The organism is Ferruginibacter profundus (assembly GCF_054783275.1).
The window spans coordinates 1,226,318-1,239,343 of sequence record NZ_BAAGQW010000001.1; the positions used below are offsets into that span (position 1 = coordinate 1,226,318).

Annotated in this window: 12 protein-coding genes; 3 read left to right on the forward strand and 9 right to left on the reverse strand. The window is 39.1% G+C overall.

The window, feature by feature from the left end; translation table 11 throughout:
* Positions 1-202: 202 nt before the first annotated feature.
* Positions 203-1,450 carry an ABC transporter permease gene (locus tag ACYVM0_RS05180; RefSeq protein WP_460553499.1) on the forward strand — a complete coding sequence of 416 codons (1,248 nt, stop codon included), beginning with the start codon at positions 203-205 and terminating at the stop codon, positions 1,448-1,450.
* 118 nt (positions 1,451-1,568) lie between these two features.
* Here the strand turns inward: ACYVM0_RS05180 and ACYVM0_RS05185 are convergent, their stop codons facing one another.
* Positions 1,569-2,312 (reverse strand): TrmH family RNA methyltransferase, encoded by a 744-nt coding sequence (locus ACYVM0_RS05185; RefSeq protein WP_460556296.1) that lies wholly within the window; start codon positions 2,310-2,312, stop codon positions 1,569-1,571.
* A gap of 18 nt (positions 2,313-2,330) precedes the next feature.
* Between ACYVM0_RS05185 and tamL the strand changes: the two genes are divergently transcribed.
* Entirely contained in the window at positions 2,331-4,826 is a 2,496-nt protein-coding gene (tamL, locus tag ACYVM0_RS05190; protein ID WP_460553502.1) for a translocation and assembly module lipoprotein TamL, read from the forward strand.
* A gap of 15 nt (positions 4,827-4,841) precedes the next feature.
* Here the strand turns inward: tamL and truB are convergent, their stop codons facing one another.
* From truB to ACYVM0_RS05225, 7 genes are all read right to left on the reverse strand, one after another.
* Positions 4,842-5,651 carry a tRNA pseudouridine synthase B gene (truB, locus tag ACYVM0_RS05195; RefSeq protein WP_460553505.1) on the reverse strand — a complete coding sequence of 270 codons (810 nt, stop codon included), beginning with the start codon at positions 5,649-5,651 and terminating at the stop codon, positions 4,842-4,844.
* A gap of 61 nt (positions 5,652-5,712) precedes the next feature.
* Entirely contained in the window at positions 5,713-6,270 is a 558-nt protein-coding gene (locus ACYVM0_RS05200) for a GNAT family N-acetyltransferase (protein ID WP_460553507.1), read from the reverse strand.
* A gap of 30 nt (positions 6,271-6,300) precedes the next feature.
* On the reverse strand, positions 6,301-7,644 hold the full coding sequence (locus ACYVM0_RS05205) for a DUF58 domain-containing protein (RefSeq protein WP_460553510.1): 1,344 nt from the start codon (positions 7,642-7,644) through the stop codon (positions 6,301-6,303).
* 17 nt (positions 7,645-7,661) lie between these two features.
* Positions 7,662-8,639 carry an AAA family ATPase gene (locus tag ACYVM0_RS05210; protein ID WP_460553513.1) on the reverse strand — a complete coding sequence of 326 codons (978 nt, stop codon included), beginning with the start codon at positions 8,637-8,639 and terminating at the stop codon, positions 7,662-7,664.
* A gap of 2 nt (positions 8,640-8,641) precedes the next feature.
* Complete coding sequence (locus ACYVM0_RS05215) at positions 8,642-9,835, reverse strand: DUF4350 domain-containing protein (protein ID WP_460553516.1); 1,194 nt, start codon at positions 9,833-9,835, stop codon at positions 8,642-8,644.
* A gap of 8 nt (positions 9,836-9,843) precedes the next feature.
* A complete protein-coding gene (locus ACYVM0_RS05220) occupies positions 9,844-10,644 on the reverse strand; it encodes a hypothetical protein (RefSeq protein ID WP_460553519.1) in 801 nt (266 codons plus the stop codon).
* Positions 10,637-11,659 (reverse strand): stage II sporulation protein M, encoded by a 1,023-nt coding sequence (locus ACYVM0_RS05225; RefSeq protein ID WP_460553523.1) that lies wholly within the window; start codon positions 11,657-11,659, stop codon positions 10,637-10,639. The genes ACYVM0_RS05220 and ACYVM0_RS05225 overlap by 8 nt, the downstream gene beginning before the upstream one ends.
* Positions 11,660-11,770: 111 nt before the next feature.
* On the opposite strand from ACYVM0_RS05225, the gene ACYVM0_RS05230 reads away from it, so the two are divergent.
* Positions 11,771-12,544 carry an RDD family protein gene (locus ACYVM0_RS05230; protein ID WP_460553526.1) on the forward strand — a complete coding sequence of 258 codons (774 nt, stop codon included), beginning with the start codon at positions 11,771-11,773 and terminating at the stop codon, positions 12,542-12,544.
* A 20-nt stretch (positions 12,545-12,564) separates the two neighbouring features.
* On the opposite strand, the gene ACYVM0_RS05235 is transcribed toward ACYVM0_RS05230, so the two are convergent.
* Positions 12,565-13,008, reverse strand: a complete 444-nt coding sequence (locus tag ACYVM0_RS05235; RefSeq protein ID WP_460553529.1) for a hypothetical protein — start codon at positions 13,006-13,008, stop codon at positions 12,565-12,567.
* Positions 13,009-13,026: the final 18 nt, after the last annotated feature.

Sequence of the window (13,026 nt, forward strand, 5' to 3'; positions counted from 1 at the left end):
CGGGCTGCTGGGCCAAGGACGACAAGCTAAATACAATGAAAAAGGCTGTTAGTAAGTATCTTTTTATGATGGGCATTTTTGTGATGGCGGTATTTTTTTTGTTACTATGCAGTAACGGATAGCAAGCCCGAACTTTTATCATGTTAATGGTAATCTTTACGTTTAAATAAAATACATTTGTAAGATACCAAAAGTATGCCATTTGAACATATCCGTTTTTATAGCAAAAAGAATAGCTTTTAACAGGCAAAAAACATTTTCCCGTTTCATTATCCGGCTTGCTGTGGCAGCTACTGCTATAAGTGTTGCAGTAATGATTGTGGCCATGAGTTTTGTAAATGGCTTTCAGCATGTGATCAGCGATAAGGTATTCAGCTTTTGGGGCCATATACGGGTGCAGCAGGACCTGGAAAACAAAGTGAGCACCGCAGAAGAATTTCCCATTTCAAAAAATGATACGGTAGAATATAACCTGAAAAAATTGCCGGAGGTAAAAACGGTGGAACGATTTGCAACCAAATCGGCCATCTTAAAATACAAAGGTGAAATTGAAAGTGTGCTTTTAAAAGGAATTGATTCTTCTTTTGATTTCAGCAGGATGAACAACCTGTTAAAACAAGGCCTGTGGATGAATACCAACGACAGCAGTTACAGTAACGAAGTGGTGTTATCTGCCTATACTGCCAACCAATTAGGACTTACGGTAAATGATACCATTTTTGTAGTGTTCATTGATAGCCGGGGTATTGAAAAAGCAAGAAAAAGAAAATTAAGGGTATCGGGAATTTTTAAAACCTCTATAGAAGATTACGATAAGCATTTTGGCATTTGTGATATTAACCTGATAAGAAAACTGAATGGCTGGCAGCCCGACCAGATAGGCGGCTACGAGATATTTTTAAAAGATTACAGGGAAACAGAGGCCGTAAATAAATTTATTTACGATAAAGGCCCCGACATATTACCACAAACCTGGTACAGCAAAACCATTAAGGAAACTTATCCTAATATTTTCGACTGGCTGAACCTGCAGGAAAAAAATAAAAATGTTTTACTGGTAATAATGGTGGTGATTGCAGTAGTAAATCTTATTACCTGCCTGCTTATTTTAGTTTTGGAAAGAACAAGAATGACCGGTGTATTAAAAGCTGTGGGTGCCAGTAACTGGAGCCTGCAACAAATATTTTTATTCAACACTTCTTTTATAGCCGTTGCCGGCATTATCATTGGCGCTGCATTTGGCTTAGCCATTTGCTGGCTGCAGGAAAAATATGGTTTTATAAAACTGGACGAAGATGCGTACTACATGAGCCAGGCGCATGCAGATGTGGTGTGGTGGCAGGTATTGCTGATCTGTGGCGGAACACTGGTGATTTGTTTTGCTACCCTGGTGATCCCCACATTTTTGATCAATAAAATAAAACCCGTAAAAGCAATACAGTTTCGTTGATTAGTTTATTGGTTAATTTGTTTAATAGTTGTGAGGCCAAACACAGCATTATTTCACCGGTAAAAGCCTATTGTTTACTTAAGTTCTAACCTGATTAACCAATAAACTAATTCACCAGTTAACTAAAAGCCGCCAAAATTATCCCCGTTGCCACCGCTGCATTTAAAGATTCTGCCTCCCCTTTTTTGGGAATGGTAATTTTTTCGTCCACCATATTCATCACTGTATCGCTGATACCTTTTCCTTCATTGCCAATAATTATTATGGCTTCTTTATCAGCTTTTAAAGTATTGATATTTCTTCCATGCAGTGCAGCGGCATATTTTTTTATTGTGTCATTTTTATTCAGCCATTCCTGCAGATCAGTATAAAAAATATTTACCCTTGCCAGGCTGCCCATGGTACTCTGCACTACTTTAGGGTTATACATATCGGCACATGCCGGCGAGCAGATGATGTTTTCAATACCAAACCAATCGGCAGTACGGATGATGGTGCCTAAATTTCCGGGGTCCTGTATGGTATCCAATGCCAGTGTTATCTTTCCTTTCAGCTGCGTGGGCTCATGTGGTTCTTTCTTTTTAAAAACTGCCAAAACGTTGTTGGGTGTGGTAAGCAGTGAGATTTTCTCGAGTTCAAAATCTTTGACAGTAAATATTTCTGTACCGGAATATTGTTGTAATATTTTACCTGCATCAAGCAGCCATTCTTCAACTGCAAACAACTGCCGGCACACAAATTCACGACTGTCTAAAAGTTCCAGTACCACCTTTGGCCCTTCTGCAATAAACACCCCATTTTCGTCCCTGAATTTTTTATGGTGTAAAGTTTGGATATATTTGGTATGTGTTTTGTTTAACATCACAGACTAATACAATTTATGCCGATAAGCGCCCCTCTTAAAACAAGGTTTTTCCAGCAGTTAAGGAATCTATTTTTTCTTTCATTGGTGCTGTCTTCCTGCACCGTTTTAAAAAAGCACCAAAAAGGTAAACCTTTTGTTACTAAAAACAGCATCGAAGTTAAGGGAGGAAAATTTACCAAAGACGAACTGATCGCCTTAAAATCACGGTTGAATGCGCAATTGGATGACAGCTCAAAAATAAACGTGGTGGATAAACTTTTTTTCTGGCATTTTTATACCAACCCTCCGGCTTTTGATACCAGCTATGCTTCAAAATCGGCTAAGAACATGCAGGCATCAATGTTGCACCTTGGTTATTACAGGGCGCAGGCCAGTTATAAAGTAGATACCGTGCATGCCGGCAGCCAGCAGCGGATACACGTACAGTACATTGTTGAACCCGGCAAACCCACGCTGATAGACACTTTTAGCTATAGCCTTAAAAAGCCCGATCTGCAACAAATTGCCCGTGTAAACAGCGATAAAAGCCTGGTAGAAGAAAATAAACCGGTAACCAAAGCCGCTGTTCTGGGTGAAATAAGCCGCCTGGTTGATATTTACAGGAACAACGGGTATTATAAATTCAGCACCGAAGAATTAAAAATGAGAGGCGATACTACCCTGGATGTATTAACTAATATCAATGACGATCCATTTGAACAATTGCGTTTACTGGCAGAAGCCCAGCAAAAAAAAGATTCTCCCAAAATAAAATTAGCGCTGGTATTAAATCCGCCTGCCGACAGCAACAGGTTAAAACAATACTACATCAATAATATTTATATTCTGCCCGATTACATTCCGTTGGATACATTAAATGATCCTTCGCTTACCGAACGGGTTACAAGAAGCCATTATACTATCCGCTACCACAAAAGGTTATTCCGTACCGGGTTTTTAGTACGCAAAATGACGCTGAAAAAAGGTGACCTGTACAACCAGGACGAATTTTACAAAACTTTAAATAATTTTTCCCGGGCAGGCGTATGGCAAAATACCAATATTGAAATTGTGGAGGTAAAAGAAAAAGACAGCGTTAATAAGATCAATCTTATTGTACAGTTATTGCCGGCAAAGCAATATGCTTTTGAAACCTCTATTGAGGCCAGTTATTCTGCAACAAGTAATACCAACAGTGTTACCGCAGCAAATGCCGGTAACCTGCTGGGGCTTTCGGGCAATGTATCCTTTACCAACCGAAACTGGTTGAAAGAAGGTATTAAAATGACTACTGCATTAAGGGCTGGTGTTGAATTAAATATCAAACCAGATAGCAGTAACACCAGGAACATCATTAACTCTAATGAACTAAGTTTGTCTAACAGTATCCTGTTTCCAAGATTTATTTTTCCCTTCAAGAAATTAAATTCAGACAAAAGATTCATTGCTCCCGAAACATTTATCAATACCAATCTATCTTATATCAACCGCATTAATTTGTTCGACCTTCAATCTACAAACCTTGGAATCGGCTATAGCTGGCGTACCAGGAAAGGTGGCCAGGTAATAGTAAAACCCTTGAATATTGAATTTACAAGATTGTATAATGCAACTGATACTTTTAAAAAGACGTTGGAGGATAACCCTTTTTTGAGATATTCCTTTAATACAGCTTTGGTAGCAGGTGTATCTGCCATTTATTCTATTTCGCATGTTAACGCCAGGCATCCCAACAGGCAGCATAACTTTAAAATAGATTTTGAAGAATCCGGTGCTCCGGTATTACCAATACCGGTTCCGTTTATTTCAGTTTTACCCATACCGCTTCCTTTAAGATCAATGAATGTGCTCAGCAAATACCTCCGCCAATATGCAAAACTGGATGTTGAGTACATTTATTCCAAAAGCAGGCCGAAATCTGCCTTTATTTTTCGTGTATTCGGTGGTGTTGGACTAGCTTCCAGGCAAGATACCACACTGCCCTTTTTTAAACAATACTATGGCGGAGGAAGTAATAGCATGAGGGGGTGGCCCATCCGTGGTATCGGCCGGGGTTCACAACCATTGGCACCTTATGGCACTAATAAATTTAATGACCGTACAGGTGATATTCAATTTGAAGTAAACCCTGAATACCGGTTTAATATTGCCCAGATAATTCCCAATACACTGGTGCTTAAAGGTGCATTATTTATTGATGCAGGCAATGTATGGAATCTCCGTAATTCCAAACCTGGCGGCGGTACTGACAGTGCACAATTTAAATTTAAAAATTTCTGGAGAGAAATGGGCATTAATGCCGGTACCGGGCTAAGGCTTGATTTTAATTATTTTGTTGTACGTCTTGATTTTGGTTTCAGGTTTAAACGGCCGGAAATAAGCTACATTAATGATGGATGGAAAATACCGGCATTAAGCTTTAATGATGTATTGCCCAAAATTTTTGCCAAAGGCCCTAATGAAGAATACAGGAGATGGCGCTATGAGAATTTTAATTTTACAATTGGCATTAACTATCCTTTTCAGTTTTAGGATGGCAATACCTGTTTAATTTTCTGTTTTATCGTTACCAGTTTTTATTGTTGGTTCAATTAACTGATCAAACACTTCCATAGTAACTGCATCTTCCACTTTAAATTCACCGATTTTTGTACGGCGTAAACTACTGAGGTATGCACCACAACCTAATGTGGCACCAAAATCATGTGCCAGGCTGCGGATATAAGTGCCGGTAGAGCATACTACTTTAAAATGCACCACAGGTAATTCAATTGCGGTTAATTCAAACGAACTAATGTTGATCAGCCTAGTTTTTAATTCCACATCCACACCTCTTCTTGCCAGTTCATATAAAGCCACGCCATCTTTTTTTATGGCAGAATAAATGGGGGGCATCTGCTCAATATCCCCGATGAATTTTTGGGTGGCTTCCTGTAACATTTCGTTGGTTACAAACGAAAAATCTTTTTGCTGTTCAGGGGTACTTTCCATATCGTAGGTGGCCGTTACTGCGCCCAATGTTATGGAGCCGGTGTATTCTTTTTCGGCTGCCATATAATCGTTTATTTTTTTGGTGAATTTTCCCGTACACACAATCAGTAAACCTGTGGCTAAAGGATCAAGCGTACCTGCATGGCCGATCTTTTTTATTTGTAAAATACTCCTGAGCTTTCTTATGATATCAAACGAGGTCCAGTGAACGGGCTTATCTATCAATATTACTTTGCCCTCCAGGTAAGGTTCCTGTATTGCGGGATTGATGGGTGGCCTTTTTACACGTTCCGTTTTAACCGGTGCTTCGCCTGCTTCAATAAGCTGATTGGTATATCTTAACCGGTATGTTTTTTTTCTCGCCAAAATGAATGGTTATTTTTCTGCAAACTTAAAGCATAAACTACTCTTATACTACAATTCAATTTTACCATTGCCAGGCTACAATGCTCCACTCTTCTTTATCCGGCGAAGTATATTGATGAATTTCAGTAAACCCTATTCGCTGGTGTGCTTTTATTGATCGTTGATTCCTGGTAGCAATTTCAGTAATGGCAAAATCATATTTATACTGAAAACAATGCCGGTACGTATCATAACATTTATCCAGTATCCCTTTGCCTCGGTAGTTTTTATCTACACAAACCTGCCCAACCACAATATAATTATACTCCGAAACAGGTTTTCCACAATACAACACTGAATTAAAAACCCCGAACATGGGCTTCAGTACAGGAATAGCATTTTGAGAGGCCACCGTCATAGCCAGCAAATAAGCAACTATGGTATCGCCATCTTTACACACAATATGTTGTTCGACAGCATTCATTTCTTTTAATGCTTCATAACTGTGTACCACGGTTACAAACCCCTGCTCCTTTATTTCTTCCCCGGATAAATTGTGTTGAAGATTATGTTGTTGCAATGCAATGATGCCCGACAGGTCAGATTGAGAATTAGCGGTAGTGTAAACCAGGGATGTCATTTGAGCGCAGCTTTAAAAGTAACGTGCCATTTAAATTGCCTGCCTTGCTTTAAGTTCCAGGTATTTGTTTACCGCATTCACCGTAAGTTGTTCGGGAGAAGTTAATACAGCCAATATACCGTGATTTTGCAATTCTTTTACGATCAGTCTTTTTTCGAACTCAAATTTTTCTGCAATGGTTTTAATATAAACCTCCTCCACATTACTGGCATTTAAATGCGTGAGTTGTTTCAATTCTGTATTTTCAAAAAATACCACCATCAGCAAATGATGACGGGCAATGGTGCGTAAATAGTTCAATTGCCTGCGTAAACCAGACAGCGATTCAAAATTAGTATATAACACCAGCAGGCTGCGGTGCTTGATGCGGCTGCGTATCTGCAGGTACAGCATTTCATAATCGCTTTCTAAAAAAGCAGTATCCTGGTTGTAGAGTAATTGCAGGATATTTTCCCGCTGTACCGGCTTTTTATCAGCTGCTATTAAAGACCCCATTTTGTTAGAGAAGGTGAGCACACCTACCCTATCTTGCTTTTGCAAACAAACATTGCTTAATACCAATGTGCTGTTGATAGCATAATCAAGTAAAGTGAGTTCATTAAAAGGCATTTTCATTAAACGGCCTTTATCAATAATGCAATATACCTGCTGCGATTTTTCATCGGTATAGTTGTTTACCATCAGGCTGCCTTTACGTGCGGTGGCCTTCCAGTTAATCGTTCGGATATCATCGCCACGAACATATTCTTTTATTTGCTCAAACTCCATGCTGTGGCCGATCTTGCGCATGCGTTTATTGCCATGCTCAGTTTGTATAGTGGTTTGAGAGAGCAGTTCGTATTTACGCAATTGCAAAAAGGAAGGATATACCGGCACGGTAATGGTAGCATCCATATCATGCCGCCGCATCAGTAATCCCAGTAGCGACCGTACATATAAAATGATATTACCAAAATTATATTCGCCCCTGTTTACCGGCCTTAATTTGTAAATGATATTTTTTTGTTCGTTGGCAGCAAAACGGTGCGTTAATATCCAATCTCTTTTTTGAAACTGTACCGGTAATTCATCAATAATTTCCATTGATACCGTAAATGGCATGCGGTTAATTACCTGCAATTCAATTTTATTCTCATCGCCGTTACTTAACCTGTCGGCCATGATACGTTTTGCAGCAGGGCTTTTACTGATGATAAATAAAAACAGGTAATCTATCACTACCAGCATTGCAGTAACCGCTAAAAAAACCGGTGGCAACTGGGCAATGGGTTTATAAAAAAAAGAAACAATAAACAGTACTATACACAAACCTGTAGCCAGGTAAAACCTGGTAGTGAGGTATAAGTTGCCGATATATTTTTTTGTAAAGCTCAATTGCTGTAAAATATTTTTTAACGTGGTACTTCAATCGCTTTTAAAATAATCTCAATCAGGTCGTCTGCTGTAATACCTTCCATTTCTTTTTCGGGGGTAAGTATAATGCGGTGGCGTAACACATGTGGTGCCATTTCCACAATATCTTCAGGCGTTACAAAATCCCTTCCTTTTACAGCTGCATTGGCTTTGGCCGATTTTAATATTGCCAGCGATGCCCTCGGCGATGCACCCAGGTATAATGCAGGATTGTTCCTGGTTTCGTTAACAATACGGGCAATGAACTCTATCAGTTTGGGTTCAATGATCACAGACTGTATCTGGTTGCGGTAATGCTGGATATCTACCGGAGATAATATCTTTCTTACATCTTCCAGCATCTGCCCCTGCGTTTTTCCTTGTTGTTTTGTAAGTATATTAATTTCTTCGGCCAGCGTTGGATAAGCTACTTCTATTTTAAAAAGAAAACGATCCAATTGTGCTTCGGGCAAACGATAGGTACCTTCCTGCTCAATGGGATTTTGCGTTGCCAATACAATAAACGGCGTTTGCATAATATGCGTATACCCGTCAACGGTAACCTGGCGTTCTTCCATTACTTCAAATAATGCCGCCTGTGTTTTTGCCGGCGCCCTGTTGATCTCATCTATCAAAACAATATTGCTGAATATAGGCCCCGATTTAAAACGAAAGTCGCCTTCTTTGGGATTGAAAACAGAAGTACCCACCACATCACTCGGCATAAGGTCGGGTGTAAACTGCAGGCGGGAAAAATCCACATCAATGATCTTGGCAATCAATTTTGCCGTTAAGGTTTTTGCCACACCGGGTACACCTTCAATCAGGATATGCCCGTCGCAAAGCAAACCGATCAGCAGCAGGTCCACCATTTTATGCTGGCCTATGATCACACGGCCAATCTCATTTCTTATTTCATACACCGACCTGCTCAGTCCGCTGAGATCGATCCTTTGTTCAAAAATATTTTCTTCCATAATTACTTCTGTTTATAAAAGTTTTGTATTTGCTCATTTAAAGATAATAATTGATAGTCGTCCACCGCTGCATTGTTCTGCACATGATGTATAGCACGGTAAAGTGATTCTACTTTATTCCTGTCTACACCACTCTTCCTGCTCAATGAAGTTATAAAATCATCGTTAACAAGATTGGTATTTAAAAAGTAATTATTACGCACATACTCGTTAAAATAAGTGCTCATTTTTTCTGCAATATTCTTGTTATCCTTTTGCTGCAGGTACAGGCGGCCAATGGTTTCGGTAAAGGTAACCGTTGTGTTTTCATTGGGTTTTATTTTATCAATGATACGTTGCCTGCGCTTGCCCCCAAATAAAACATACAGTAATCCTAAAAGCAATATCAGCCAGAATGCCCAGGCTAATGGCGGGTTATTTAATATTGCAGATAGTGAACTTTCATTGTTTCTGCGTGAGCCTATCTTCCTGTAATAATCATCCCAGTATAAATGATCGGGGTAATTAGCAGTGTACGCAAAACTGTTTTGCAGGTATTTATAATTATCATTCTTCAACAAAAAATAATTACTGAAAGCCTTGGGATCGCAATGTAAAAAGAGTTTCCCCTTTCCGTAAAAATACAGGATGTAGTTAGGCTTTTGCTCGTCGTTTACACCCAGCACTTTTGTAAACACACTATCACTGTATTCAAAATCACTTTTAAAAGGATGGTAGTAATAGGAAAACGCACTGTCTTTAGAGGATGTATTGGTAGTACGGATGGAATCAAAAAAATCGTATTGCAGGTAAGGAAGCGGCGAGTAATTTTCCTTGCACTTTATTTTGCTGAGCAATACGGTATCAAAATAATTAGCCGCAATAAAAAGCGTATTGCCTGCATATACATAATCCATCATTGCCTTTGCCTCCTCTTCATTTACAAATAAAAATTTTGAAAAGCTGATATACAATGAGCCTGTATCTGATATTGAAGCCCAGGTTTTATCAAAAGGTTGTCTTTTTTCCCTGATGGTATTGCGGCTGAACATATTTTCCAACTGCTGGTAAGCGATATAAGTGCCAAATGGATTTTTGTCAGTTCTTGAATAGGTCTCTTCCAGGCTGGGTAATCTTTTGCCATCATCACTGCTACAGCCTGCCATACAGCCTGCAACAAGCAGTATTAAAAAAATATGTAGGTATCTTTTACTCAAATTAAAGGTTATAATTTATTGTTGAATTGTGAAAAACCCGATTCCAGCCGCCTGTAAGTATTTTCGTCAATAGCAAATTCGCCATACCACACATACTCGTAATTTAAAGTAAGTGATGCAAAATCAACCTGGTAATTAATATTGGTAATTTCTCTTACATACTGGTTATTGGTTTTATCTGCTGCCATTTCAATAAGATTTTTTGCAGATAGTTTAAACAGGGTTTGCAAATACTGGTAACGAACGGCCAGCCTGTAATTACCGGCAAGTACTGCCTGCCTTATCATTACCGTAAGGTCGCTTTCGTTACTTATAATTTCTTCGGCAGCTTCGGGTGTGTTGGGTTTTGCAGCAGTAGATTTTTTTCTGAACACACCTTCTGTTAAAAATAATTTATACAGGATAAAGAGTACAAAAAGTACAGCCAGTGCCCAGAAAAAAACCTGCAGGCCTTTAGAAGAAAACAATCTTTCTAACCAGTTGCCGCTGCTATCCCTTGGCGCTTCTGCAACCTTTTCTTTTTGCCGGTTATTTCGTTTTGCAGCCTCCAGTAAACTATCCATATGCTTAACGTAAGCAAAGTCTTTTAATTCTTTCCATGCTTTTACAGAGTCAGCCGCAACAAAAGGTTTGTTGTAATTCAATGTGGTATCAACAAATAAAGTATCGCCGGATTTTTCTTCCATAACCTGGTCTTCCACTACCGGCGCCTCCACCACTACGGAATCTTCATCCCCTTTGTTTTGCTGGGCATCAGCCGCAGTAAAAAAAAGCAACATGAAAAATGATATGAGAATATGTTTATGCATTTTGTTGTTTCAGCCTGCCAATAATACCATCGGGCTGAAGATAATAACCTTTTTTATGTAAACGTATAGGGAGGATAACAAAATACCATACTAAAAAACTGAGGGATGCCGCCAGTATTAAAACACCTGCCCATACCGGTAAACCAAAGTTTTTCTCTTTGTCGAACGACTGGCTCATCAGGTGGGTAACATAGGTTTCCAAAAAAGAGGCTAATATAAAAAGCGGCACCAGTACGATCATTATTTTCATCGCATCTTTGATCCCCCTTTTAAAGCTCAGCATTCTTGAATAAGTGCCGGGAAAAAGTATGGATTGTGTAATAATAAGCCCCGCAGTTGCTGCAATGATAAACGATAAAATTTCCAATGTACCATGTATCCATATTACTAAAACAGATTGCCAGCCTAAATTATTTTTAAAGAACATGTACTGGAAAGCGCCGAGCATAATATCATTTTGCCATACCGAGATCAGTGTCCATATCCCCAGCGCAACACCACCAATTACCATTAGCAGCGCCACAAAAGTGTTGTTCATGGCTATACGAACAAAAGTGGTAAACATATTGTCGTCCTTATAAACGCCAAAAGGATCACCCTTGGCAATATTTTCCTCTGTCATATCCACATATCCCGGCGGTAATGCATTACGCATAAATTCGTCGTTGGTGGCCGAGCCCCACCACCCTATGCAAACAATAAATACTTCCAGTAAAAAAGTGAACAATAAAATGCGGTGGTATCTTTTGAATAATAAAGGCAGTTCAAATTTCCAGAAAGCGAATATCCGGGTATATTTTTCTTTTTTGTTTTTATAAATACTTTGATAGATACCCGCAGCTATCCCGTTGATCCAACGGGTTACTTTACTTTTCGGGTAAAAAGTCTTGGCATAAGAAAGATCGTCGATAAGAGTGATAAAGCGTTCTGCTGTTTCATCAGGGTTATCGGTTTCAGAATGCTGGTATTCTTTCCATTTTGCCGCATTCTTCTTAATAAACATCGCCTCTCTCATGGGCTAAAAATAAACTTTATTTATAATTATTGAAATTCTCACTTTTTATTTGAATAAAAAAATTGTATCCGTAAAAAACTCTGTTATTTTATTCCGATATTTGGAATACTTATGTCAATCATTCAAATAGCCACTCCGTTTAATATTGATATTGAATTTGAACAAGCCGAATTCCACAAACGGTTGCTGGCGTATATGATAGACTTTGCCATCCTGGGTATCTATTATTTAAGCATGAGGTCACTTTTTTTAGACGGCATAGAAATTGGTTATGGCGAAGTTGGGTTTGCTTATGTGGTTATATTGTTACCCATGCTCTTGTATACTTTGCTTACAGAGCTTTTCTTCAACGGGCAAACATTGGGGAAGAAGATCTTAAAAATAAAAGTGGTGAGTTTAGATGGTGGAGAACCCACGCTGGGCCAATATTTATTAAGGGCCTTCATACGTTTTTACGAATGGGGTTCAATTATCCTGGTAGTTTTCTGGCGCAGTGGTGCCGGTTTAATGGTATTATTCATTGGCGGCATTGTTTGTGTAATTGTAATAGCCGTTACCGCTAAGGGCCAGCGCCTGGGCGACCTTGCTGCCGAAACAGTAGTGGTGAATACCAAAACAAAATTATCTGTTGACGATACCATCTTTATGGAGATCAACAAAACAGATTACAAAGTAACTTTTCCGGATGTAATGCGGCTGAGCGACAGGGATATCAATACGATTAAAGGCGTGGTAACACAAGCCAATAAAACCGGCAATTACGATATGTGCAACCGTGTAGCCATGAAGGTGAAGGACGTTTTAAAAATAAACACCGATATGCACCCCGATATGTTTTTAGAAAAACTGCTGGAGGATTATAATTATTTAGCCACCAGGGAATAATGAATACTTATTTTCCTTTGTTAAAACCCTGTTTGCCTCATTGTATACATGTAAACAAGGCCAAGGCTGCAAAGTATTAATATAACGATGAGCAATATGCCGTAAATTTTGTAATACGTGCGTAAAAGGCCAAAGCCTTTGGTCAGCATACTGCTATCCATTCCATCAATCCCCCTTTTTAACTTAACTGAAGCATTGTACAGGTAAACATTCAGCAGTACAGATAATACCACCTGGAAAAAAAGTGTGAGCCCGTTATTTGCTTTTATGCCAAGGGTAAAAGCGGGGCTGTTGTACACTTCAGACGAGGTAATCATAAATTGAAAGATACTTATGCCTAAACCAATAAAAGACAGGATGGCGTTATACGCTGCCCACTGGCCGATGCTTTTAATATGGTCTTTGCTTTTGTCATCAAAGCTGAAACTGATTATCGATTGTTGTTGTACTTCTTCTTCTGTCATTACAAATGATTGAAAGAT